Annotated in this window: 24 protein-coding genes; 14 read left to right on the forward strand and 10 right to left on the reverse strand. The window is 34.4% G+C overall.

The features are described 5' to 3' along the window. Positions 1 to 31: 31 nt before the first annotated feature. Positions 32 to 2,020 (reverse strand): alpha-ketoacid dehydrogenase subunit alpha/beta, encoded by a 1,989-nt coding sequence (locus tag I3217_RS02385; protein ID WP_435048128.1) that lies wholly within the window; start codon positions 2,018 to 2,020, stop codon positions 32 to 34. A gap of 144 nt (positions 2,021 to 2,164) precedes the next feature. On the opposite strand from I3217_RS02385, the gene I3217_RS02390 reads away from it, so the two are divergent. From I3217_RS02390 to I3217_RS02410, 5 genes are read left to right on the forward strand one after another with little or no spacing between them, the layout of a single operon-like run. Continuing rightward, positions 2,165 to 3,115: an isopenicillin N synthase family dioxygenase gene (locus I3217_RS02390; protein WP_435048129.1), complete on the forward strand. Its 951-nt coding sequence runs from the start codon at positions 2,165 to 2,167 to the stop codon at positions 3,113 to 3,115. 8 nt (positions 3,116 to 3,123) lie between these two features. Beyond that, positions 3,124 to 3,450, forward strand: a complete 327-nt coding sequence (locus I3217_RS02395; RefSeq protein WP_435048130.1) for a translation initiation factor — start codon at positions 3,124 to 3,126, stop codon at positions 3,448 to 3,450. Positions 3,451 to 3,452: 2 nt separating this feature from the next. After that, positions 3,453 to 4,400: a DUF1835 domain-containing protein gene (locus I3217_RS02400; protein WP_435048131.1), complete on the forward strand. Its 948-nt coding sequence runs from the start codon at positions 3,453 to 3,455 to the stop codon at positions 4,398 to 4,400. Beyond that, positions 4,390 to 5,277: a nucleoside phosphorylase gene (locus I3217_RS02405; RefSeq protein WP_435048132.1), complete on the forward strand. Its 888-nt coding sequence runs from the start codon at positions 4,390 to 4,392 to the stop codon at positions 5,275 to 5,277. The genes I3217_RS02400 and I3217_RS02405 overlap by 11 nt, the downstream gene beginning before the upstream one ends. Beyond that, positions 5,274 to 6,128, forward strand: coding sequence for a substrate-binding domain-containing protein (locus tag I3217_RS02410; protein ID WP_435048133.1), 855 nt, complete (start codon positions 5,274 to 5,276; stop codon positions 6,126 to 6,128). Before I3217_RS02405 ends, I3217_RS02410 begins: the two co-directional genes overlap by 4 nt. A 256-nt stretch (positions 6,129 to 6,384) precedes the next feature. Here the strand turns inward: I3217_RS02410 and ung are convergent, their stop codons facing one another. Further along, the gene (ung, locus tag I3217_RS02415) at positions 6,385 to 7,053 is read right to left on the reverse strand and encodes a uracil-DNA glycosylase (RefSeq protein WP_435048134.1); all 669 of its coding nucleotides are present in this window, start codon (positions 7,051 to 7,053) and stop codon (positions 6,385 to 6,387) included. Between the two features lie 205 nt (positions 7,054 to 7,258). Here ung and I3217_RS02420 point away from each other — a divergent pair, with 205 nt between their 5' ends. From I3217_RS02420 to I3217_RS02435, 4 genes are all read left to right on the forward strand, one after another. After that, a complete protein-coding gene (locus I3217_RS02420; protein WP_435048135.1) occupies positions 7,259 to 9,424 on the forward strand; it encodes an endonuclease MutS2 in 2,166 nt (721 codons plus the stop codon). A gap of 84 nt (positions 9,425 to 9,508) precedes the next feature. Next, on the forward strand, positions 9,509 to 10,252 hold the full coding sequence (locus I3217_RS02425) for a DUF3575 domain-containing protein (protein ID WP_435048136.1): 744 nt from the start codon (positions 9,509 to 9,511) through the stop codon (positions 10,250 to 10,252). 25 nt (positions 10,253 to 10,277) lie between these two features. Further along, positions 10,278 to 10,694, forward strand: coding sequence for a thiol-disulfide oxidoreductase DCC family protein (locus tag I3217_RS02430; RefSeq protein WP_435048137.1), 417 nt, complete (start codon positions 10,278 to 10,280; stop codon positions 10,692 to 10,694). An 86-nt stretch (positions 10,695 to 10,780) separates the two neighbouring features. Beyond that, the gene (locus tag I3217_RS02435; protein ID WP_435048138.1) at positions 10,781 to 11,455 is read left to right on the forward strand and encodes a hypothetical protein; all 675 of its coding nucleotides are present in this window, start codon (positions 10,781 to 10,783) and stop codon (positions 11,453 to 11,455) included. Between the two features lie 86 nt (positions 11,456 to 11,541). Here I3217_RS02435 and I3217_RS02440 read toward each other — a convergent pair whose 3' ends face one another. Next, the gene (locus tag I3217_RS02440; RefSeq protein ID WP_435048139.1) at positions 11,542 to 12,729 is read right to left on the reverse strand and encodes a proline dehydrogenase family protein; all 1,188 of its coding nucleotides are present in this window, start codon (positions 12,727 to 12,729) and stop codon (positions 11,542 to 11,544) included. 95 nt (positions 12,730 to 12,824) lie between these two features. Between I3217_RS02440 and aroB the strand changes: the two genes are divergently transcribed. Then, positions 12,825 to 13,898: a 3-dehydroquinate synthase gene (gene aroB / locus I3217_RS02445; RefSeq protein ID WP_435048140.1), complete on the forward strand. Its 1,074-nt coding sequence runs from the start codon at positions 12,825 to 12,827 to the stop codon at positions 13,896 to 13,898. Positions 13,899 to 13,980: 82 nt separating this feature from the next. After that, on the forward strand, positions 13,981 to 14,322 hold the full coding sequence (locus tag I3217_RS02450; RefSeq protein ID WP_435048141.1) for a hypothetical protein: 342 nt from the start codon (positions 13,981 to 13,983) through the stop codon (positions 14,320 to 14,322). 58 nt (positions 14,323 to 14,380) lie between these two features. On the opposite strand, the gene I3217_RS02455 is transcribed toward I3217_RS02450, so the two are convergent. Both I3217_RS02455 and I3217_RS02460 read right to left on the reverse strand, forming a co-directional pair. After that, on the reverse strand, positions 14,381 to 14,860 hold the full coding sequence (locus tag I3217_RS02455; RefSeq protein WP_435048142.1) for an Lrp/AsnC family transcriptional regulator: 480 nt from the start codon (positions 14,858 to 14,860) through the stop codon (positions 14,381 to 14,383). Positions 14,861 to 14,933: 73 nt separating this feature from the next. Next, a complete protein-coding gene (locus tag I3217_RS02460) occupies positions 14,934 to 16,085 on the reverse strand; it encodes a M14 family metallopeptidase (RefSeq protein ID WP_435048143.1) in 1,152 nt (383 codons plus the stop codon). 405 nt (positions 16,086 to 16,490) lie between these two features. Here I3217_RS02460 and I3217_RS02465 point away from each other — a divergent pair, with 405 nt between their 5' ends. Together I3217_RS02465 and I3217_RS02470 are read left to right on the forward strand one after the other, a co-directional pair. Then, complete coding sequence (locus I3217_RS02465; RefSeq protein WP_435048144.1) at positions 16,491 to 16,916, forward strand: helix-turn-helix domain-containing protein; 426 nt, start codon at positions 16,491 to 16,493, stop codon at positions 16,914 to 16,916. 518 nt (positions 16,917 to 17,434) lie between these two features. Further along, on the forward strand, positions 17,435 to 17,803 hold the full coding sequence (locus I3217_RS02470) for a DNA topoisomerase IV (protein WP_435048145.1): 369 nt from the start codon (positions 17,435 to 17,437) through the stop codon (positions 17,801 to 17,803). Between the two features lie 60 nt (positions 17,804 to 17,863). On the opposite strand, the gene I3217_RS02475 is transcribed toward I3217_RS02470, so the two are convergent. From I3217_RS02475 to I3217_RS02495, 5 genes are all read right to left on the reverse strand, one after another. After that, positions 17,864 to 20,458, reverse strand: a complete 2,595-nt coding sequence (locus I3217_RS02475; protein ID WP_435048146.1) for a DNA gyrase/topoisomerase IV subunit A — start codon at positions 20,456 to 20,458, stop codon at positions 17,864 to 17,866. Positions 20,459 to 20,464: 6 nt separating this feature from the next. Further along, on the reverse strand, positions 20,465 to 20,947 hold the full coding sequence (locus I3217_RS02480) for a hypothetical protein (protein ID WP_435048147.1): 483 nt from the start codon (positions 20,945 to 20,947) through the stop codon (positions 20,465 to 20,467). Continuing rightward, positions 20,934 to 22,802 carry a DNA topoisomerase IV subunit B gene (locus I3217_RS02485; protein ID WP_435048148.1) on the reverse strand — a complete coding sequence of 623 codons (1,869 nt, stop codon included), beginning with the start codon at positions 22,800 to 22,802 and terminating at the stop codon, positions 20,934 to 20,936. The genes I3217_RS02480 and I3217_RS02485 overlap by 14 nt, the downstream gene beginning before the upstream one ends. Positions 22,803 to 22,930: 128 nt before the next feature. Continuing rightward, a complete protein-coding gene (ychF, locus tag I3217_RS02490; RefSeq protein WP_435048149.1) occupies positions 22,931 to 24,025 on the reverse strand; it encodes a redox-regulated ATPase YchF in 1,095 nt (364 codons plus the stop codon). Between the two features lie 148 nt (positions 24,026 to 24,173). Then, complete coding sequence (locus I3217_RS02495) at positions 24,174 to 24,527, reverse strand: 4Fe-4S dicluster domain-containing protein (protein WP_435048150.1); 354 nt, start codon at positions 24,525 to 24,527, stop codon at positions 24,174 to 24,176. Positions 24,528 to 24,591: 64 nt separating this feature from the next. Here I3217_RS02495 and I3217_RS02500 point away from each other — a divergent pair, with 64 nt between their 5' ends. Then, positions 24,592 to 25,650: an acyl-CoA reductase gene (locus I3217_RS02500; protein ID WP_435048151.1), complete on the forward strand. Its 1,059-nt coding sequence runs from the start codon at positions 24,592 to 24,594 to the stop codon at positions 25,648 to 25,650. Positions 25,651 to 25,721: the final 71 nt, after the last annotated feature.

Consider the following 25,721-nt stretch of genomic DNA (forward strand, 5'->3'; position numbering starts at 1 on the left):
TAAAACCATATAAACTCAAAGTCACTTAAAATTAATAGTTTACCAGATTCAACAACGCCTCTTCAAATCTTGATTTTGCCAAATATTGGTCTTCCAATTGATTGATAAATGGAATTGGAGTGTCCAGGCTTCCCACTCTTATAACCGGAGCATCCAGATATTTAAAACACTGTTCCATAATTAAAGCAGAAATATCAGAACCTATACCTCCAAAAAGTGAATCTTCCTGTAAAATAATGGCCTTACCTGTCTTTTTTATCGAATTATAAATTGTGGTTTCATCTAAGGGTTGTAACGTTCTTAAATCTATAAGATCGGCTTGAATTTCAGTATGCTTGTCAAGGACTTCCAAAGCCCAGTGCACAGCTGCACCATAAGTTATAATTGTTATTTCTTCTCCCTTGCGAATATGTGCTGCTTTTCCAAAAGGGATGGTATAGTATCCCGTAGGCACTTCCTGTTTTACCGTTCTGTATAAAGCTTTGTGTTCGAAAAACATTACTGGATTCGGGTCGTTTATAGCGGTGTTTAACAAGCCTTTCGCATCTACAGGAAATGCAGGATAAACGACTTTTAGCCCAGGCGTTTTGGTAAACCAGGCTTCATTGGTCTGCGAATGAAATGGTCCGGCAGCTACACCACCACCACAAGGCATTCGAATAACCACATCCGCTGATTGTCGCCAGCGATAATAAGACTTCGCCAAATAATTAACTATTGGATTAAATCCAGAACTCACAAAATCTGAAAATTGCATTTCCACCACACTTTTCATATTACATATTGTTAAGCCCATGGCTGTTTCTATTATTCCCGACTCGCATATCGGGGTATTTCTTACCCGCCCTTTACCAAAAGCCTCTACAAAACCTTCAGAAATTTTAAAAACCCCGCCGTACTCAGCTATATCCTGTCCCATAAAAATCAAATTTTCATGTCTTTCCATCGACTGTTTAAGAGCCTCCGAAACAGCATCGACAAAACGAATTTCTTTGATATCTTCATTTTTTTCAAAAACCTCATACATAAATGGTTTATACACATCATTTAATTCAGATCTTAAATCTGGCGTAATAGGTAACTCCTTTGAAGCGTCTGAATAAGCCGATTCAATTTCGGCACTAATTTCATACCTCAAGAGCTCTTCTTCTTCCTCTGACAACATCCCGTTTAAACTTAAAAACTGCTTAAAATTCTCAATAGGATCTTTTGTCTTCCAAAATTCCAAAAGGTCTGCCGGCACATACTTTATACCACTGGCTTCCTCATGCCCTCGCATTCTAAACGTTTTAAATTCAATTAAAACAGGTCGTGGGTTGGTTCTGACATCCTGAGCAATTAATTTCATTTTAGTATAGACTTCAACTATATTATTACCATCGATAACATGAGACTCCATACCGTATCCCACAGCGCGATCAGCTAAATGTTCACAATTATACTGCTCTTTAACTGGTGTAGATAAGCCATAACCATTATTTTCTATGCAGAACAAAACAGGCAATTGCCATACTGATGCGATGTTTAAAGCTTCATGAAAATCGCCTTCACTGGTACCTCCTTCACCGGTAAACACTGCAGTTACTGTATTTAATTGTTTTAATTTAGACGCTAAAGCGATACCATCGGCAACACCAAGCTGCGGTCCTAAATGCGAAATCATTCCAATAATTTTATGCTCCTGGCTTCCGAAATGAAAGGATCGATCTCTCCCTTTAGTAAAACCACTCGCCTTGCCTTGCCACTGACAAAACAATCGAAACAATGGTACATTTCGAGTAGTAAACACTCCTAAATTCCGGTGCATGGGTAAAATATATTCATCATTATTTAACGCCATGGTTACCCCAACTGCAATAGCTTCCTGACCAATGCCCGAAAACCATTTGCTTACTTTGCCCTGCCGTAACAAGACAAGCATTTTTTCTTCTATCAGCCTGGGTTTTAGCATGGCCCGATACAATTGTAGCAATTCGATTTTACTTAAATCTACTGGAGAAAACTCTAACACATTCGACATGTAAACCTTTTAATTTTAAATGCATATAACCAAATATAATTCATTTTTTTATACCTGATTCTGAATATTCAGCAATTAATTAATAAGATTTCTACTGCCCTTTTTTCGTACATTTGTATAAAAAGACAAGTAAACAGTAAACTCATGAACCGCATTCCCAGTGTCGATTTAAACGATTTTATCTCTAACGACCCGATTAAAAAACAACACTTTGTAAATGAAATAGGTAAAGCTTATGAAGACATTGGCTTTGTTGCTTTAAAAGGGCATTTTTTAGATGATAAATTAGTATCTGATTTATACGATGAAATTAAAAAATTCTTCGATCTCCCTGAAGCCGTAAAAGCAAATTATGAAATAGAAGGTATTGGAGGTCAGCGTGGCTACACTTCATTTGGAAAGGAACATGCCAAAGGCCGCAAAGAAGGCGATTTAAAAGAATTCTGGCATTTTGGACAATACGTTGAAGATGATGCGAATCTTAAAGAAACCTACCCCGACAATGTTCTGGTTAAGGAATTACCAAAATTTAACACCACCGGAAAGCAAGCCTATCAGATGCTGGAAAAAACAGCTAAATATGTATTGCGCGCCTTAGCATTATACCTTAATCTGGAAGAAACCTATTTTGATGCTTATATTAAAAACGGGAATTCTATTTTAAGACCTATACACTATCCACCTATAACTACAGAACCAAAAGAAGCTGTAAGAGCCGCCGCCCACGGCGATATCAATTTAATTACGCTTTTAATGGGGGCTCAGGGCCGTGGCTTACAAGTTCAGAATCACGAAGGAGAATGGATAGATGCCATTGCAGAACCCGATGAACTTATGATTAATGTTGGTGATATGTTATCCAGACACACCAATAATAAATTAAAATCTACAATTCACAGAGTAATAAACCCGCCAAAAGAATTATGCGGAACTTCAAGATACTCTATTCCTTTTTTCATGCATCCTGTGAGCGACATGAAACTTAATGTCTTAGACAATTGCGTTGATGAACAACATCCGAAACAATTTGAAGACATTACAGCCGGCGAATATTTACACGAACGTCTTGTAGAATTAGGATTAATAAAGAAATAGTAATTGCAATGGATTTAAAAGATCAACTTAAAAATTTATTTCCTGATCATGAGGAAACTCAGGAAGAAACTACAGAATCAACTTCGGATATCTGGTTACAGGACGACCCTATAATTTGCAAATACGAAAAACGAAAAGGCAAACCTATAACCATATTAGAAGGCTATACAGGTGCAACAGAAGACTTTAAATTGTTAGCTAAGGATATAAAAAAAGAATTAAGTGTAGGTGGCAGTTTTAAAGATGATAAAATTATTATTCAGGGAGATTACCGGGATAAAATAATGGACATTTTAAAAGATAAAGGGTTTAATGTAAAACGTGTTGGAGGTTAATTATGGAAGCTAATGGGGTCCTGCACATTACTAATGGCAGTCATTTAACAGACTATTTAAAAGAATTGCAAATTGAAGGCACATTTTTAACCTGGCATGAAATGCTGTGTGAAGGCCCTACAATAGAACATATTAACTCTACCGATTTTTTAACAATAAGAACCCGTTTCTTAAAGGAATTCTATCAGCTGGAAGTCGATAAAAATCTGGTTTTAAAAGAAATCAAAATTTTAGACGACATTGCATCCTTCAAGGAAATTGTACTTTGGTTTGAATACGATTTATTCTGCCACATTAATTTACTTGGTGTTATAAATTTGCTGAAACAAAAGCAAATCGACCTCCCGTTATACTTGGTATGTAGTGGCTGGATTCACGAAAACAAACACGAATTAAAAGGTTTATCTGAATTAAACAGTAAACAACTACTTAATCATTATGAAAACAAAATACTGTTAAACCCGGACGATATTCGATTAGCAAAAGAGGTCTGGCGTATTTACTGCGGAAACGACCATAATTTATTAAAACCTTATATTATTACAGACTCCTCTTTTATATATTTGAGTAATTGCCTGAAGGCCCATTTACAGCGCTTCCCAAATTCAAAATCAGGAATTAATGAACTGGAACAAAACATACTTAAAATCATAGAGCAAAACGATATTAAATCAAAGCATCATTTATTAGGTTATGCTTTAAACTATCAAGGGTATTACGGCTTTGGCGACATACAAATGCAGCGCATTATTAACCGTTTAGCTGTTTTCTATACCGAAGAAGACGATAAATTAACCTTAAACCAATACGGGTTTAAGGCAGCTTATGCACAAAATAATTATATCGATTGGATGGACGATAAAATGGTTTTTGGTGGCGCCAAGAAACATGACTTTTATTTTGACACTCAGGCAAACAAACTCCTAAAAACCATTAAAAATGTCGATTAAAGAATCTGAACTCATATTAAATCCGGATGGTAGCATTTACCATCTTAATTTAAAGCCCGAACATATAGCAGACACTGTAATTCTGGTTGGCGATCAAGGCCGGGTATCCAAGATTTCTAAACATTTTGATACGATTGAATATTCCATACAAAAACGGGAGTTTAAAACCGAAACCGGAATTTATAAAGGCAAACGTATTACTGTGTTATCTACAGGAATTGGCTGCGATAATATAGATATTGTATTAAACGAACTTGATGCACTGGTTAACATAGATTTTAAGACCAGAACCATAAAATCAGAATTAAAACGTCTTAATATTATTCGTGTTGGCACCTCCGGCTCGTTACAAAAAGAGATAGATGTAGATGCTTTTCTTGTTGGTACTCACGGCTTGGATTTTAGTGGTATGCTGCATTTTTACGATTTAAAATCTATATGCGACAGTGCATTCGAAGATGCTTTTATAAGCTATACCAACTGGAATCCGGAGAAATCCAGGCCTCTGTTGATTGCCGGAAGTCAATATCTGGAAAATCATTTTAATACAGATGCAACTAAATCCGGAATTACAGCAACTGCAAGCGGATTTTACGGCCCTCAGGGACGCAAGCTCCGTTTAGATATTGAAGACGATACTTTAAACGACCATATTCATTCCTTCAGTTTTAATAATTTAAAAATCACCAATCTGGAAATGGAAACAGCCGCCATTTATGCGCTTTCAAAACTGTTAGGGCATGAAGCTTTGTCTATTAACGCCATTATAGCTAACCGAGCAGCGGGAACTTTCAGTAAAAATCCGGGACTGGCCATAGAAAAATTAATTCTGTACACCTTAGATAAAATAGTAAGTTTAAAACCCGAGACTAAATGATTAACGTAAATATTGGTGGTGTACCCGAACATTTTAACCTTCCATGGTACATTGCTTTAAAAAATGGCGATTTTAAAAACCAGAATATAAACTTACGCTGGCATGACTACTTTGGAGGCACGGGCGAAATGTGCGAAGGTTTAAGAACGAATCAAATAGATCTGGCTGTTATTTTAACAGAAGGTATTGTTACTGATATTATTGCCGGTAATCCAGCTACAATTGTACAAACTTTTGTAGAAACCCCTCTAAACTGGGGCATACATGTAGCAGAACAATCTAAATATAAATCTGTAAACGAATTAAAAGGACAAAAAGCGGCTATAAGCCGCTACGGTTCCGGCTCACATTTAATGGCTTACATTAATGCCCAAAATCACAACTGGAATCTGGAATCGGATTTAAAATTTGAAGTTATTAAAGATCTCGATGGCGCGGTAGAGAGTTTAACTAACGGTGAATCTGATTATTTTATGTGGGAAAAATACACCACCAAACCCTTAGTCGATTCTGGAGTTTTCAGAAACATAGGTAATTGCCCCTCACCCTGGCCCTGCTTTGTTATAGCGGTGCGAACTAAATTTTTAGAAGAAAATCGCAATATTGTTACATCTATCCTTGAAATTATTAATGGAGTAACAATGCAATTTAAAAGTCTTCCAAATATAGAACAACTTATCGCTTCACGCTATCAGCAAAAATTAGAAGATGTAAAAGCCTGGTTAGCACAAACCGAATGGAGTCAGGAGCTTATTAGCCAAACAGAATTAAATGAGGTACAAAACCAGTTACTTGCTTTAAATATTATAACCGAACAAAAAGCGTATAACGATTTAACAACTAAAATTTAATCATTACTTTACAGCTAAAATTCAACAATAGCCTACAATTTCCCCAGATGTTTTAGGTTTTCCAATTTCGTATAACTAAATTTGCGACTTAACCAACCTCAATCGCTTATGATATTAACCTTAACCATTATTGTTTCTGCATTAGTAGTCGTCAATTTTCTTTTGCTAAAATTTAGTTGTAATACCGTCTCAGATAAAAAAACTGAATTGACTAAACAGGAAACCTTTAAAAGGATTCCTAATGAAGAAAAAGAATCTACCAGACAATCTCGTATCCCTTATTTTGCTGCAACAGGGAGTTAGTCTTACTAAAGTGTTTGTTTCCAAACCAAAAACCGCGGTTGGCACTTAAAGGCGAAGGATGTCCTGTAGTTAAAACAAAATGTTTATTTGTATTTATAAGTTTTTCCTTCTTTTTTGCATAACCACCCCAAAGTAAAAACACAACACCTTCTGTTTCTGAATTAATCTTTTTTATAACGGCGTCGGTAAAGGTTTCCCAGCCTTGTTTTTGATGACTTCCAGCTTGCCCCTGCCTTACGGTTAGGGTCGCATTTAGCAATAATACACCTTGATCTGCCCAGCGCTCCAGATTACCACTTTCGGGATACGGCACACCTGTATCGGTTTCAATTTCCTTAAAGATATTTTTCAGCGATGGTGGATGCTCAATTCCATCGGCTACCGAAAAACATAAACCATTGGCTTGTCCAACACCATGATAAGGATCTTGCCCGATTATTACCACTTTTAACGCTTTAAAATCACAACGATTAAAAGCATTAAAGATCTTAGTCTTAGGAGGAAAACAGGTCGTTTGGTCGTATTCTTCTTCAACAAATTTCCAAAGCTGTTTAAAGTACGGGGCATTAAATTCGTCCTGTAACAAGGCATTCCAATATGTGTTATTTATATACTTATCCATTTACACTTTAAAAGTCACGAATTTAAAAATTGTATTCGAATGATATGACTATTTTAAAAATCTTTTGCTTAGGAAATAATATCGAATCTTGTAATAACTCTACTATTATCCTATTCAATTTTTATAAAGACATCCTTAAATATTTAGTGGGAATAAACCTATTTATTTCGTTAAATTTGCAGACTTAAACGGATTAAAATACGGGATGATAAACATTCATAAAAAGACCTTACAGGATTTAGAATTTCAAACAGTTTTAAATCAGGTAAGCGAATATTGCATTACAGCCTTAGGGAATGAAAAAGCTTTAGAAGTTGCACCTTACAAACGTAAAGATGCCGTTTTAAAAGCCCTGCAGTTAACGCATGAATATGTCTCTTCATTTTACAATGAAAACCGCATCCCTAATCATGGTTTTGACGCTATAACAAAAGAATTAAAACTTTTAAAAATTGAAAATGCATTTTTGGAAGTTCATAGCTTAAAAAAGATAGTTTCAATTTCGCAGACTACTAATGAAATTATAGTCTTTTTGAAGAAGTTTGAAGAATATTATCCTAATTTATATCAGGCAGCATCTCATATCGAAATCACTAAAGTTATTATTGAAAAAATAGATGCTATTGTAGACCGTTTTGGAGATATTAAAAACAATGCTTCTCCTTTACTTTTCGAAATAAGACAAGCCATTAATAAAGTAAAAGGTCAGATAAATTCCAGCTTTACTACTGCATTGAATATGTATCAAGGTCTGGAATATCTAGATGACATTAGAGAAACCGTAGTAGATAACAAACGTGTTCTTGCCGTAAAAGCCATGTATCGCAGAAAGGTTAAAGGCTCGATAATGGGAAGCAGTAAAACAGGCAGTATAGTTTATATTGAACCTGAAGCGACCATAAAATATACTCGCGAATTAAATAATTTACAGTACGAAGAAAAAGAAGAAATTGTAAAGATTTTAAAAGATGTTACAAATTTCATCAGGCCATTTATCGACTTGTTAAAGGACTATCAGGATTTTTTAGTACAGCTAGACGTTATTTATGCTAAGGCGCAATATGCAAAATCCTTAAATGCCATTCTCCCTGAAATTACGGAAGAGCGCGATATGTATTTACGCGACGCGTATCATCCGCTACTCTATTTAACCAATTCAAGTAAAGGAAAAACGACCTACCCGCAAACCATTAGCTTAAATCAGGATAATCGTATCATTGTTATATCGGGTCCAAATGCCGGAGGTAAAAGTATTACCTTAAAAACAGTAGGACTTTTACAGGTTATGCTTCAAAGCGGTATGTTAATTCCTGTGCACGAACGCAGTAAAACCTGTATTTTCGATCGCGTTTTAAGCGACATCGGAGATAATCAGTCTATAGAAAATCATTTAAGTACGTATAGTTACCGCTTAAAGCAAATGAACTATTTCCTTAAAAAGTGCAACGATAAAACGCTTTTTTTAATAGATGAATTTGGTACCGGTAGTGACCCGGAATTAGGTGGCGCTTTGGCGGAAACATTTTTAGAGGAATTTTACGAGCGGGAAGCCTTTGGAATTATCACAACCCACTACTCCAATCTAAAAATTCTGGCAAATGAATTGCCGCATATGCAAAATGCTAATATGCAATTCAATAACCAGACGCTGGAACCTATTTTTAAACTCGTTATTGGTCAGGCTGGAAGTTCTTTTACGTTTGAAGTGGCTCAAAAAAACGGTATTCCTTACAGTTTAATCAATAAAGCCAAAAAGAAAATAGAACGCAGCAAAGTACGTTTTGACGCTACCATTGCCAAGCTGCAAAAGGAACGCAATAAACTAGAAAAGACAGAACGTTCTTTAAAAGTAAATGAACAGAAAAAACAATCAGAAGCTGAAAAACTGGAAGAAATTAATTTACGCATCCAGAAAAAACTGGAAAACTATCAGGAGCTTTACGACAGTAATCAGCGTTTAATTTATTTAGGTCAGAAGGTAAACGATATTTCAGAAAAATATTTTGAAAACAAACGTAAGAAGGAACTTCTGGAGGAGTTATTTAAACTTGTTCAGATAGAAAATTCAAAACGTAAAAAAATATCGGCCAAAGAAAAGCGGATTCAAAAGGCCAAAGAAAAAAAGGTTATAGAAGAAGCCGAGAAGAAAGTTGCTGTTATCAGACAAAAGAAAAAAGAAGCCAGGAAAAAAGAAGTAGAAGCACCTAAACCAAGGCCTGTTTTAAAAATTGGAGACCGCGTTCGTATGCGCGACGGAAAAGCTGTTGGCAGCATAGATACCATAGAAAAAAACAAAGCTATTGTAAATTATGGCATTTTTACAACCAATGTGGATTTAGATCAGCTTGAACTTGTTGAGGCCAAAAAGTAATTTAACTGGTTAGGAAAATATATCTTAAAAACACAAAGGAATTTACCGCATAATTTTGTAATTTTTAGTTTTAATTCATTCATAATGAAAAAACTAACTTTACTCATCATCATACTTTTAAGTTATATTGAAGTAGGAAATGCTCAATCCTCCAATAGCGATTTCAATTATAATACTGAAAATTATAAAAATGAAATTTCGTTTGAAGCCCTACAACTTATTAATGGTGTATACCAGATGTCTTACGAGCGTTACATCTGGAACAATTTTTCGGCAGCCTTAGCTGTTGGTTACAAAGGCAAAAAGGGTTTGGTTAAAATTTCGGGAATAGACGGCGAAAAAATTAAAACCGATGAAATATATTATTCCGGTTATCAGATTATTCCGGAAATCAGATATTATATAAAAAAAACGACACTTAGAAACTTAACCGGATTTTATGTCGGGGCCTATTTAAAATACAATAACTACAGTAGCGATTTAAACGGATCGTATACCAGCTCTGAAAATATTGAATACGCATTACGATTCGATTCTAAAATCAGTATTACTTCTGCTGGATTAATGGTAGGTTATAAACTCCCGATCTCTAAACACTTTAACATCGATTTTATTATTGCCGGTCCTGGTTCAGGACATTATAAATTCAAATTAAAAAACCAAAAAGACTTACCCGACGAATTTTACGACGATTTAAATAATGCCTTGGAAAAATACAATCTTTTAGATTTAATAAATTCAAACTTTAGATTTTCAGAAGTCAATAATACCTCTAAATTTACAGCCTTATCTTTTAGATATGGTATCGCTTTATGCTACACCTTTTAGCTGAATTTTAAATTGAAATCAGATTATGTATGATGTCCCGAAAAATGAATACCTCGTCCTATTCGACGGTGTCTGTAATTTATGCGAGTCATCTGTTCTGTTTATCATAAAACATGACAAAAAGAACAAATTTAAATTCAGTCCGCTTGAAAGCGACATTTCCAGATTCATTATTTCAACACATCAAATAGATACAAAAAAAACAGACTCCATACTATTGTATACCCCAGATAAAAAGCTTTATGCTAAATCTACCGCTGCTTTAAAGATTGCAGCTCAATTAGGTTTCCCCATTAATCTTCTAAGTCTGTTTTTAATTTTGCCTAAATTAATCAGAGACTATGTATACAGCTTTATGGCCAAACACCGATACCGCTGGTTTGGTAAAAAAGAAGCCTGTTTAGTCCCTACATCAGATTTAAAATCAAAATTCATTTATTGACTTTATAATAAAGTAGATATTTCTTTTAAAATACTATTGAAGTTTATATTTTTAATAATCTATAATAATCAATAAATGAAAACTAAATGAAAACATCTAATGTCATTAACCTTGTTGTTATTGCACTTTTACTTTGTGTTACAAGCTGCTCCAGTGTAAAAGTGGTAGACTCCTGGAAAGCCGATAACGTCGCTACCATTAAAGACAAAAATATTTTGGTTATTGCACGTACCGCAAATAACCAGGCCCGAATAGCTTTTGAACAGGAAATTGCAAATCAGTTACGGGCAAAAAACCTTAAAGCAACCGAGAGCTTTAAAGAATTACCTCATATAGAACCAAACAAACAATTAACAGAAGAACAAACCAAAGCTTTGGTGCAAACCATAAAAAATGAAGGCTACAATGCCATTGTTTTAAGTGTTGTTAAAGATTATCAGGAATCTACAAAAACCACTACAGATGGTGGATATTATGCCGGAGGAACATTTGGAGGCGTGTATCCTGGATATTACGGAGGCTTTTACGGCTATTACAGCTACCCTATGAATTATGTTAGTGTAGGAAATTATGCTCCTATGACATCAACTACTACAACTGTTAAAAATTATGTTTTAGAAACAGTTACTTATAACTTAGATGAACCGGAAGGGAAACAACTTATTGCTGTAGTAACTTCCAAGTTAGAAGATCCGCACAGTATGAGTGACAATGCTAAAGAATACGCCGATAAGGTTATGAAATCCTTATCCGGAAAATAAGACACACTATTATTTGTCGCATAAAAATAAAGCTAGAATCTTAATAGGTTCTAGCTTTTTTATTATTTAAAATCGTCAAGTATTTTTTACTCTGCTTTACTTGCTTTTTTTCTACGCTTCTTCTCTTTTGTTAGTAAAGCCAATTCGCGCCCTGTTTGACCGGCTACCGAAGTATTTTCCTCTGCTCGTCTTATTAAATACGGCATTACATCTTTTACCGGACCAAATGGCACATATTTAGCCACATTATAGCCCAGATGCGATAAATTAAAACTAATATGATCGCTCATGCCATATAATTGACCAAACCAAACCCGTTTATCGGCTTTGTCTATATGCTTCGCTGCCATTAAATCCATAACCAGATACGTACTGTATTCGTTATGTGTTCCGGCAAATAAAGACATCTCTTCCAAGTGCTCTAACATATAGCTTACACCTGCATTAAAGTTTATGTCTGTCGCCTCTTTACTTTCACAAATAGGTGTTGGATAACCGCGTTCTTCGGCACGTTCATTTTCTTTTTCCATATAAGCCCCGCGAACCAGTTTGTACCCTAAAAAAAAGCCTTCCTTTTTAGCCAATTCATGCTGCTTTTTCAAGAAGTCCAGTCGATCATGTCTATACATCTGCAATGTATTATAAACTATAGGCTTTTCGGTATTATACTTACGCATCATATCGGTAATCAAATCGTCGGCAGCATCTTGCATCCAACTTTCTTCAGCATCGATTAAAACTGCAATATCTTTAGCTTTTGCAGCCTGACAAACCTGATCGTAACGATTAACAACACGTTGCCATTCTTCCTCTTCTTTTGCGGTTAATGTTTTTCCTTCGGTAATTTTTTGATACAACGCAAACCGTCCGAATCCTGTAGGTTTAAACACAGCGATTGGAATGGATTTTCTATGATCGGCAAAATTTATAATTTTCAAGGTAATTTTTAAAGCGCCATCAAATTCTGCTTCATTCTCTTTGCCTTCAACCGAATAATCCAATACAGAGCTCACGCCCTTTTCGTACATTTTATCAATTACGGGAAGACAGTCTTCTTCATTAACACCGCCACAAAAGTGATCGAAAACAGTTGCCCTTATTAAACCTTCTACAGGTAGCTTTGCTTTTATTGCAAAATTTGTAGCTGCTGTTCCTATTCTAACCAAAGGCTCAATAGAAATCATTTTAAATAGAAAGAAAGCTCTTTCTAATTCAGAATCACTTTTTAATCCAAAAGCAATTTCTGTGTTCTCAAAAACAGTCTTATTAACCATCCGCTTCAAAAAAATATTTCGCAAATATAATTAACCTAAACTTACTTTTTTGCAAAAATCTCCTTATTTTCACGCGTCTTTTTTAATAAAATACCATGACAAGTATCGAAACCAAAACCAATAAAATTCACTTCAGCGTAAGTGGTTATAAATCAATAAATAACTACATAACCGAAAGCAATCCTTCTATTATTTTTATCCTGGTAGATGAAAACACCCATAATTATTGTTTAAGTCCATTTATGGCAACTTTAGAAACAGATAAGCAAATTGAAGTTGTTGAAATTGAATCTGGTGAAGTTAATAAAACTATTGATACCTGTGTGGGCGTCTGGAATGCCTTATCGGAGTTAGGGGCCGACAGAAAAAGTCTTATCATAAATTTAGGTGGCGGCGTTTTAACCGATTTAGGAGGATTTGTAGCTTCTACCTTTAAACGCGGAATACCTTTTATAAATATACCTACTACCCTACTGTCTATGGTAGATGCTTCTATAGGAGGAAAAACCGGAGTAGATTTAGGTACATTAAAAAATCAGATTGGTGTTATTAACACCCCGCAAATGGTGATTATAGATACCGCTTATTTATCTACTTTACCTCAAAACGAAATGCGCTCTGGACTGGCAGAAATGCTAAAGCACGGTTTAATTCAGGACAGAGACTACTGGAATAAATTTAAAGAATTATCCCGTTTAGACTTAAATAATTTAGACGCTTTAATTTACGACTCTATTTTAATAAAAAAACATGTTGTTGATATAGACCCTAACGAAAACGGCTTACGAAAAACACTTAATTACGGACATACACTCGGGCATGCCATAGAATCTTATTTTTTAAGCCATCCTGAAAAAAACAGTTTACTTCATGGCGAAGCCATAGCTATCGGTATGATTCTGGCCTCCTATATTTCTACTAAACTTACTAATTTGAGTGAAGCTGATTTCAATGAAATTAAAGACTTGATTTTAGATGTTTACGATCATGTAGTAATAGAACCTGAAGATTTTGAACCGATAATAGACCTTTTAAAATACGATAAGAAAAATGCCCACGGCAATATTTATTTTGTGCTTTTAGAAGATATAGGTAAAACAAAAATAGACTGTACAGTATCAAACGATTTAATTATTGAAGCGTTAAATATGTATAACCTTTCTCTTTAAATAAAATTTATTTGTAAATTTATTTCAACCCAAAATTCAAGCGCTTAAACTTTACTATTGATTATCTAAAAGCCTATTAGATATGAAAAAAGTAATAGTTGATTATAAAAAATTAACACCTGAGATTTTAACACGATTAACCGAAAAATTCCCTGATGGTTATGGCGACGATGATATCATAAAATTTGACAATCATCGAAACGAGACTATAGAAGCTGTAGAAATTAAAACAGAAGACGCCATTTATTTAGTAAAAGTTAGCAGTAAACTGCATTACACTATGACTAACTTCGATGCTGCCGATGAGTTAACACTGAACACATCCGGACATATTGTAATTTCTGATGATGAAAACGAGACTCTACCCCTAAATGAAGACACAACAATAAATACAGAATTAGAGTTTAGTGACGATGAAGAATAAAAAAAGAGCCTATTAAGGCTCTTTTTAATTTGACAGTATACTTAGAGAGAATACTATATTATAATTCGTTAAAGATAAAATGCATTAAACGCTTTTTGTCGTTAATACTTTCTTCTAAAGAAATCATGGTTTCAGTTCTGTATACCCCTTCAATATCATCAATCATGAAAATTACATCTTTAGCATGCGCTGTATTTCTTGCACGAATTTTACAGAAAATATTAAACTTACCGGTAGTAATATGTGCTACCGTAACAAATGGTAATTCGTTTATACGCTCTAAAACAAACTTAGTTTGTGATGTGTTGTTTAAGTATACACCAATATAAGCGATAAATGAATATCCTAGTTTTTTATAATCTAAAGTAAGCGAAGATCCCTGAATAATTCCAGCATCTTCCATCTTCTTTACTCTAACGTGTACAGTACCTGCTGATATTAATAGTTTTTTTGCAATATCTGTAAAGGGAACTCTTGTATTGTCGATTAACATATCAAGAATTTGGTGATCGATTTCGTCTAATTTAAATTTTGCCATTTGTCTACTTTTGGTTCTTTAAAACAAAAATAATACATTTTTACCGATAAATCTTACCAAATTATTAAGGTTTTCACAATTTTAATAAAAATTTATCACCGCCAATGTAAACGAAATCGTTTTCGATTCCTTCCTTCAGCGGTAGCTTTTCAGCATCTAAAACCCTCATTTTATTAGCATTACACTCTTTATGACCATAAAGATCTGAGAGCTTTGCGATTTTTTCAATTTTTGGACAAAATTCAACGTTTTTGTTAATTAATTTCTCAATATACTGCACCCCTATATCCAAAATTAAAGGAGAATCCTCCGTCCCAAGATTCGCATTTCTTATGATAATATCTAAAAAACACTTGTCATTTTCAGGAATATCAAAATACGCCTCATAATTTGCTCCTGAATTTTCGGATTTACTAATAAAATTAAAGGCCGATAAATAGGATGCGTAAATATAAAAACGCGTTTGTTCGCGTCCGTAGTCATTTTCAAAATGTCCAGCTTCAAATAATATAGTAGGAACATTAAAAGATTGAAAAGTATCCCCCACACAGTTTATATTAAAAGCATCATCATAACGTCCAACCTGACCTGGAATAAACTCCTGTAAAACCTTATTCATTTCAGCAATGACCTCCATAGCCACTTTGCGAGAGTCTGTTACTGTAGTTTCCTGGTCCTGTGCCGGCGATAAAAAGGACACCGTAGCCACTTTATTGGAGGTTCCGGCACTAAATATTGTACGCTGTCCGTGTAAATTAAAACAATAATGAGGATTAAAGCTGCTATATACTGCTCTTAGCACCTTACTTTCCGGCTGACTCAATGTCTGGGCATCACGATTTAAATCCACCTCATTTGCATTTAGTCTGGTATAGGCTTCCGCTCCATCCGGATTTAAAATAGGTATAACATAAAATGTGAAGTCGTTTAAAAGATGAATTAACACCTCGGAATTAGATAGCGTATTAAAAAAGTCGAATAATGCCTTAGTGGTCGTCGATTCGTTACCGTGCATTTGAGACCATAATAGCAATCGTTTTTTACCCGTTCCAAACTGAATACCATAAATAGGTTTCCCTAAAACAGATTCGCCAATGGTTTGCACATTAAATCTCGAATCTAAACGATCTAAAAGCGGTTTAATATGCATGTTGGTGATGTAACGATGATGTAAAGTCGTTTCCTTATTTGAGGTGTATAATGATTTAAATTCAGAGATAGTCATAGATCTATATTTACTAACGCAAAGCTACTTTATTTTTGAGGAACTATGTAATAAGTCTATTGGTAAAAGTGTGCTAAATCATATTGTTGACAATTGTAAAACGTCTTCAATTTACAGTTGTAAACAAATTTTATTTAGTGATTTTTATAAAGTCGTTTACATTAATAAACCAACAAAATAAGTTGTTTAATTGAGTAATATGACTAATTACGAAATATTCAATACAAAATATTTTTCAACAATAACAAATTGTAAATTAGTATTTTACAGTATTTAAATTAAAGTTTAAATTCAATTATTTACATTTCTTTTTTAAAAATGTTTACAATTATATATGAGAATTTTGCGCTTTTGTATATTTTTGTAAACAAGCAAAACAAAACAATCTGTTTACAATATTAAACAATGATTAATACTTCTGAATTTTCACAACGCCTGCAAAAGGTTATCGATTTTTATGGCGAATCCGCCTCTTCTTTTTCAGAAAAGATTGGTGTGCAGCGCTCTTCTATTTCTCATATTCTTTCCGGCAGAAATAAACCGAGTCTTGATTTTGTTTTAAAAATTTTGTCTGCTTATCCCGAGGTGGAATTGTACTGGTTATTAAATGGCAAAGGCTCATTTCCTAAACACTCAGCAGATCCTGTGTCGCAGGATTTATTTTCAAATGAAGTGGATTTACCAAGAACGCCGGAAATACCTGAAACCACCCCTAAAAAGCAGCACGAAGCTATTCCGAAACAAATTTTTCAGAACACTGAAAAAAAACAAATTGAACGCATCGTAGTATTTTATACAGACGGAACATTTAAAAACTTTGAAGAACTTTAAGTGGTAGTTATTAATAGTTTATTTTACCTATAACTAATTGTTTATCAAATACTTTTATTAAATATATATTATTTTAGTAATTTTTGCCGTCCGATATACGTCCGTAAATGACATCTTTTTAAAAGCTTTTATTCAAGTACTTGATTTTGTGATCAAAACACTATTACAATTATGAAAAAGTTATTAACCCGCTACGCATCTTAAAAAGTTTTTTTAGCTATATTTTACAGATGTAAACACTACTTATTCTCTCCTGTAAAGACACTTTTATTTACTTTTTCAATATAAATGTGTCCGATATACGTCCATAAGTAATGATAAGCAAAGTAACATACCATGTTACTTTATGTGACATATATACACTAAAAATTATATGTGTAATACGCTTATTGTGCAATTATATTGAAATCACCTGTATTTCAATCCGATAATAGCTGTATTAAAAAAAACAATGTTCGCTCGATTTTATTCTTTGAAAACTCCTAGCAACTTTGCTATTTTTGCGGAAACACAAAATCATGAAATATATCCTGATATTCATTACAGCTTTAATTTTTACGAGTTGTTACGAAACGGAACGAAATTGCTCTGAATTTAAAACAGGACATTTCTACAGTGAAATCACTATAGATGGCAAAGTTCTAAAATCGGAATTTAATCGCACCGAGTCTTTACAGGTAGAAACCTACCAGAATAAAACCGATTCTTCTGAAGTACGTTGGATAAACGATTGTGAAGCGGTTTTTAAAACTATAAATCCTAAAAACCGAATAGAGAAAAAAGACATCCATTTAAAAATATTAACCACCACGGATTCGTCATACACCTATGAATATTCTTATGTTGGTGAAAGTAAAAAACAAAAAGGGACTGCTGTTAAAATATAAAAAGGGAAATTCGATTTGAATTTCCCTTTTTATATTTAGAACTAACATAATTGTATATAACTAAAACAATCTAGGCTGATCATCATCAGCTTCGTTTACGGTTTCTTCATCCACCACATCCAGATCATCTGCATGTACTTCTTCCGGACTTTCATACGGTAACGGATCTAATATATTAATTTGTTTTACTTTATCTGTAGTTAACTGATTCCCTAAAGCCTTAATACCTTTCACTGCAATAAACTCTTCAAGTCGCACAGTAAGATTTTCCTTTTGATCTTTCCCGCGTTCTTTTGCGAAAATAACTTCTGCAACCGGTAACCAATCGGTAGAAACAATTTCTAACTGGGACTTTTCATGATCGGAAATAAAGACCTCTTCCTTATTCTCGTTTTCAATTAAAAAACGTTTTACGTAATAGCGTTCTTTATCGCCATCGAAATACACCGCTGAAATCGGTTTATTCGGCACCCATTTTTCCAATACAATCATATCGCTTTCAAAATGTGTGGACAATTCCGGTAAAATGGTTTTAACATGACCAGATTGCGTGATAACTAAAATACGATCTTCACCTCTAAATTCACCTAAAAGCTCACCACGTCCATCTACATTTAAGCGCTGTACCGTATCATCGAACCAGATTTTTCTTGGCTTCAAAGTTGAAACCCCTTTTTCTTTAAGCTCTATCTTCTTAATTGGATATTTCGTTACCAGATTCCCTTTAGACGCACGGCCTTTTATAAGAATGTCTGAAAAATCTAAATCCCATTTTAATTTTTTCACACTACCTACCTGACGTAATAACACAGTTACAACTTCGGCTTCTCCATTTGGATTTGCAGAAAAGTACAAACATGTAGACCCTTTGGTGCCATTGGTTAAATCGTATTCTTTATCTCTGGTGATAGACGTGACTGCAAATCGTTTTATATACGACGGACCTTTAGTGCCATCTTTATAAATCATATTGTAAATGGTACGCTTATCTTTTTTCTTAAATACGGCTACATGGATAATATCTTTACCAACAAATGTTTTGGCGTCTACTCGGGTAACCGTCATTTTTCCATCTTTGGTAAACACAATAATATCGTCTATATCACTGCAATCTCCTACATACTCATCCCGTCTAAGTGAGGTACCAACGAAACCTTCCTGACGGTTTACATACAATTTTGTATTTCTTATCACCACCTTGGTAGCATCTACATCGTCAAAGATTCTGATTTCAGTTTTACGCTCTCTGCCAGTACCATAATCTTTTTTCAATCTGGCAAAATATGCTATAGCATAATCAATTAGATGAGCTAAGTGATGTTTTACTTCAGCTATCTGTTCGTCTAAAGCATCTATTTTTTGTTGTGCTTTATCGATATCAAACTTAGAAATTCGCTTAATTCTAATCTCTGTTAAACGCACAATATCCTCTTCGGTTACCTGACGTTTTAAATGTTTTATATGAGGTTGTAATCCTTTATCGATCGCCTGAATAACACCTTCCCAGGTTTCTTCTTCTTCAATATCGCGATAAATTCTGTTTTCAATAAATATCCGTTCTAAAGAAGCAAAATGCCACAACTCTTCCAGCTCTCCTAATTTTATTTCCAGTTCACTCTTTAAAAGTTGAACCGTATTATCCGTAGAACGACGTAACATTTCGGACACCCCTATAAATAAAGGTTTATTATCCTCGATTACACACCCTAATGGAGAAATGGACGTTTCGCAACTTGTAAAAGCATATAATGCATCAATGGTTTTATCAGGAGAAATACCACCTGGTAAATGCACTAATATTTCTACATCGGCAGCGGTATTATCTTCAATCTTCTTAATTTTAATTTTCCCCTTATCGTTCGCCTTTAAAATAGAATCTATTAAAGAAGTAGTATTTGTTCCAAATGGAATTTCTGTAATAACAAGGGTGTTTTTATCCAGTTGCGAAATTTTAGCGCGCACACGTACTTTACCGCCACGCATACCATCATTATAATTCGTAAAATCTGCAATTCCCGCTGTTGGAAAATCCGGTAAAATGGTAAATCGTTTTCCTTTTAAATGTTTTATGGAAGCGTCGATTAATTCTATAAAATTGTGAGGTAAAATTTTTGTTGATAACCCTACAGCAATACCTTCTCCGCCTTGCGCTAAAAGCAATGGAAACATCACCGGTAAATTTACAGGCTCTTTTCTTCGTCCATCATAAGAGGCCTGCCATTCCGTTATTTTGGGATTATAAACAACATCTAAAGCAAATTTAGATAAACGCGCCTCGATATAACGCGAAGCAGCAGCACCATCGCCTGTTAAAATATTTCCCCAGTTTCCCTGAGTATCTATTAACAAATCCTTCTGCCCGATCTGCACCATGGCATCGGCAATACTGGCATCACCATGCGGGTGATATTGCATGGTATGACCAACTATGTTTGCTACTTTATTATAACGACCATCATCCAGATCTTTCATGGAATGCATAATACGACGCTGAACCGGCTTAAAACCGTCTTCAATAGCCGGAACCGCACGTTCTAAAATAACATAAGATGCATAATCTAAAAACCAATCTTTGTACATACCAGTTACTCTGGTAATTGTTTCCTGTTCTTCTGATGGATTACTGTTTAAATCGTCGTTATCGTTATCTATCATTAATACTTAAACTTTATTTTGAAGATTATTTTTCACCATTTTACTTAAGGACTGCCTAATGTATTTCCGCTTTTTTCTATTCACTAAAGTTACATTAAACACTTCTTTATTTACCCTGCCTGATGAAGATTTTATAAATAAAACCAAGGTTTTATAAACTATATAATTTTTAAACTTAAACGCCTTTAAATCAGCTTTATCAAATTCTATTTGATGTTCTCTGTAATTTAGTTTTTCCGAAAGTAAAAGCCCGCGATTTGTCACAACTACTTTTACCCCATCACTATCATACTCGAAATATTTAGCTATTAAATAAACACCTAAAAACAACACCAACAAGACAGCCAGGATTACAAAAAAACTTAATACAGGATTAGAAGTTAAATGACTGAATTTACTGAAAACAGTAGACAGCAACACTGCCATAACAATCAGGATAAAATAAATCGAAACAATGATTTGTTTTACTTTTCCGTTATCTGTTCTCATTTGCTTCAGCTACTAAATCTATTTCAACTTTTAAATTGTTAATAATAAACTTTTGTCGGTCTGGTGTATTCTTACCCATATAAAACTCCAAAAGTTCTTCTATAGACATGTCTTTATCTAACATTACAGGCTCTAATCGAATATCATCACCAATAAAGTGTTTAAATTCGTCTGGCGAAATTTCTCCTAACCCCTTAAATCGTGTAATTTCCGGTTTAGGTTTTAATTCTTCTATAGCATTAACCCGTTCCTGTTCAGAATAACAGTAAATGGTTTTCTTTTTATTTCGCACCCTGAACAAAGGTGTTTGCAAAATATACAAATGCCCTTCTTTAATCACTTCCGGGAAAAATTGAAGAAAAAACGTAATTAACAACAGTCGAATGTGCATTCCGTCAACATCGGCATCGGTTGCGATTACTATATTGTTATAACGTAAATCTTCTAAAGATTCTTCTATATTTAAAGCTGCCTGTAGAAGATTAAACTCTTCGTTTTCGTAAACAATCTTTTTTGACAAACCAAAACAATTCAAAGGTTTACCCTTTAAACTAAATACCGCCTGCGTGTTTACGTCTCTGGACTTGGTAATACTCCCAGAAGCCGAATCTCCCTCGGTAATAAACAAGGTTGTTTCCAGATTACGTTCATTTTTTATATCTCCAAAATGAATACGGCAATCTCTTAATTTTCTATTATGAAGACTTGCTTTTTTAGCCCGGTCCTTAGCTAATTTTCGAATACCAGAAAGTTCCTTACGCTCACGTTCTGCCTGTAAAATTTTTCGTTGAATTTTATCAGCCACTTCGGCATTTTTATGAAGAAAATTATCTAAATGTGTTTTTAGAAAATCGTTAACATAGGTTCGTACAGTTGGCAAATCTCCTCCCATATCTGTCGACCCCAGTTTGGTTTTAGTCTGACTTTCAAATACAGGTTCCATCACTTTTATGGCAATGGCAGAAACCACCGATTTTCTAATATCAGATGCATCGTAATTTTTACCGTAAAACTCTCTTAACGTTTTAACCAACGCTTCTCTGAAAGCCGCTAAGTGCGTACCTCCCTGAGTGGTGTTTTGACCGTTAACAAACGAATGGTATTCTTCAGAATACTGTGTTTTACTGTGTGTTAAGGCTACTTCTATATCGTCTCCCTTTAAGTGAATTATTGGGTAAACCATATCAGATTCATTAATAGTTTCGCTTAATAAATCTTTTAAACCATCTTCACTAAAATATTTTTCTCCGTTAAAAACTATAGTTAATCCCGGATTTAAATACACATAATTTTTAAGCATCTTGGTTACATATTCATTTCTGAATTTGTAATTCTTAAAAATATGATCATCCGGAACAAAAGACACTTTAGTTCCTTTACGGCGTGTTGTTTCGTCTAAAAATTCCTGATTGGTTAAATCTCCTTTTTCAAATTCTGCCGAAGCGGACTTCCCGTCTCTTGTAGATTCTACTCTAAAATACGTAGACAGGGCATTAACCGCTTTTGTCCCCACTCCATTAAGTCCGACCGATTTTTTAAATGCACGAGAATCATATTTTCCTCCTGTATTCATTTTAGACACCACGTCTACCACTTTTCCTAAAGGAATACCTCGGCCGTAATCGCGAACAATAACTTTATTTCCCTGAATAGAAATTTCTATAGTTTTACCCGCTCCCATCACGTATTCGTCTATGGAATTGTCTAAAACTTCTTTTAACAGGATATAAATACCATCGTCTGGAGAAGAACCATCACCAAGCTTACCAATATACATACCAGGTCGCATACGAATATGTTCTTTCCAGTCTAACGAGCGTATATTATCTTCTGTATAATTGGATTGGTCTAGCATAAAATTGTAATGATGAGTTGCTAATATAACATTTAGGCATTAAAAATGAAACTGGAACACCAGTATTTATTAACAAAAAAAGCCAATGTGACACACATTAGCTTCTTTTTTTTATTGTAAATAAATTGTTAAACGTTGAATAAGAAATGCATAACATCTCCATCCTTAACAACATAATTTTTTCCTTCTACACGCATTTTTCCAGCTTCTTTCACTTTAGATTCACTTCCGTAAGTCACAAAATCATCATATGCAATAACTTCTGCACGGATAAATCCTTTTTCAAAATCGGTATGAATAACACCTGCTGCCTGAGGTGCAGTAGCTCCTATATCTACAGTCCAGGCACGCACTTCTTTAACACCAGCAGTAAAGTACGTCTGCTGATTTAATAACTTATAAGCCGAACGGATTAATTTAGAAGATCCCGGTTCGTCTAGTCCTATATCCTGTAAAAACATCTGACGCTCTTCAAAATCATCTAGTTCATTAATATCAGCCTCAGTTCCTACAGCTAAAACCAGAACTTCTGCATTTTCATCCTTAACAGCTTCTTTTACTATATCCACATAAGCATTTCCTGAATTAGCAGAACCTTCATCTACATTACAAACATACATTACCGGTTTAGCAGTAATAAATTGCGAAGGCACAACAAATTCTTCATATTCATCTTCTTCAAAATCTAAAGCTCGTACAGAAACTCCTGCTTCTAATCCGGCTTTAATTTTTAATAAACAAGCTTCTTCCTTCTGCGCTTCTTTATTGCCGGTTTTTGCTGCACGTTTTACTTTTTCAAGTTTTTTATCTACGGTTTCAAGATCCTTTAACTGTAATTCCATATCGATAGTTTCCTTATCGCGAATAGGATTTACATTACCGTCAACATGAACAATATTATCATTGTCAAAACAACGTAATACATGAAGTATCGCATCGGTCTCTCTGATATTTGCCAGGAACTGATTTCCTAAGCCTTCTCCTTTACTTGCCCCTTTTACAAGACCAGCAATATCCACAATCTCTACTGTTGCCGGAATTACACGCTCAGGTTTTACAAGTTCTTCTAATTTCTGTAATCTTGGATCCGGCACATTCACTACGCCTATATTAGGTTCGATAGTACAGAACGGAAAGTTTGCACTTTGGGCTTTAGCATTAGATAAACAATTGAATAAGGTTGACTTGCCTACGTTTGGTAATCCTACAATTCCAGCTTTCATGTGACTTTTAAATATTATAATTAAAGCATTACCCTATTAATTAAGGTTTTTGCGAGTGCAAATGTAAGTAATTATCTGAAGTTTCTTTTATAAAAAAAATCCCAAATCTTTCGATTCGGGATTTCTTATTATTATAATATTTTTATTCTTAATTGTCAGGGTGCATAAAGCGTTGTTTACCTAACAACTCTTCTTCTGTTTCCACATGATCGTCATCCGGAACACAACAATCTACAGGACAAACAGCTGCACATTGCGGCTCTTCGTGAAAGCCTTTACATTCAGTACATTTATCAGGAACGATATAGTATATTTCGTCACTTACAGGCTCCTGTGCTTCATCAGCATCTACTTGTTTTCCGTTTGGAAGCACAATACTACCTTCTAAACTTGTACCGTCTTTATACCTCCAGTCGTCGGCGCCTTCGTAAATAGCTGTGTTAGGGCACTCTGGTTCACAAGCACCACAATTTATACATTCGTCTGTTATTATAATTGCCATAGCGTTTTCTTTTTCTAACTTTGACGCAAAAATAAAGCCAAAACCTTTCATAACCAAATTAGAAATGAATTTACAGCAAAGAATAGCAGCTTTTGTCCATTTAGGAAAATTCCTAAGTCAGTTTTCTAATGAAAAAATCGAAAAAAAAGACGGTATTCTTTTTAACGATTTGTTTTTCGACACCTTTAAACATCAACTAAAACTGGCGCAGGAACACAACGGCTGGTTTAATCAGGATAACTTATTATTCGCTACAGAAAGCTGGGCTAATGCATTGACAGAAAATAACATTAACACCTGGTTAGAAAAGTATAACTTCAATACTGAAAACCCAAAGACTATAGCTGTTATTATGGCTGGAAACATTCCATTAGTTGGTTTCCATGACTTTTTATCTGTGTTAATTTCCGGTCATAACGCTTTGGTAAAACAATCCTCTAACGACAAACATCTACTGCCATTTCTGGCTAAATACCTTGAATATACAGCTCCGGAATTTAAAGGACGTATTAGCTTTACCGATCAAAAACTGGAAGGTTTCGATGCTGTAATCGCCACAGGCAGCGACAATACAGCACGTTATTTCGAATATTATTTTAAAAATAAGCCTGCTATCATTAGAAAAAACAGAAATTCTATAGCAGTACTAACAGGAAAAGAATCCCCTGAGGAACTGGAAGGTTTGGCCGACGATATTTTCAGGTATTATGGTTTAGGATGCAGAAGTGTTTCAAAATTATACTTACCTGAAAATTATAACTTCGACGCCTTTTTTCAGGCCATGTACAAATGGAATCATATCATTCACGATCTAAAATATGCCAATAACTACGACTACAATAAAGCAGTGTATTTAATGAGCGAATTTGACATGCTTGAAAACGGCTTTTTAATGATTAAAGAAGACCAGAATTTTTCATCTCCAATTGCAACCGTTTTTTACCAGTACTACAACGATATAGTAGACCTAAAATCGACTCTAAACGAGCAAAAAGAAAAAATACAATGCGTTGTTTCTAAAGGATTTACAGATAACGAAATTGTTTTCGGAGACACCCAGTCACCTAACTTGTGGGATTATGCAGACAATGTTGATACTGTTGACTTTCTGTTGAAAGTTTAGCATAAAAATTATTAAAAATATAACATTAATTCTACAATTAATTAGCACCTTTGTAGGTATCAAAAAATTAT

Source organism: Formosa sp. S-31 (assembly GCF_051172795.1).
Lineage (GTDB): Bacteria > Bacteroidota > Bacteroidia > Flavobacteriales > Flavobacteriaceae > Formosa.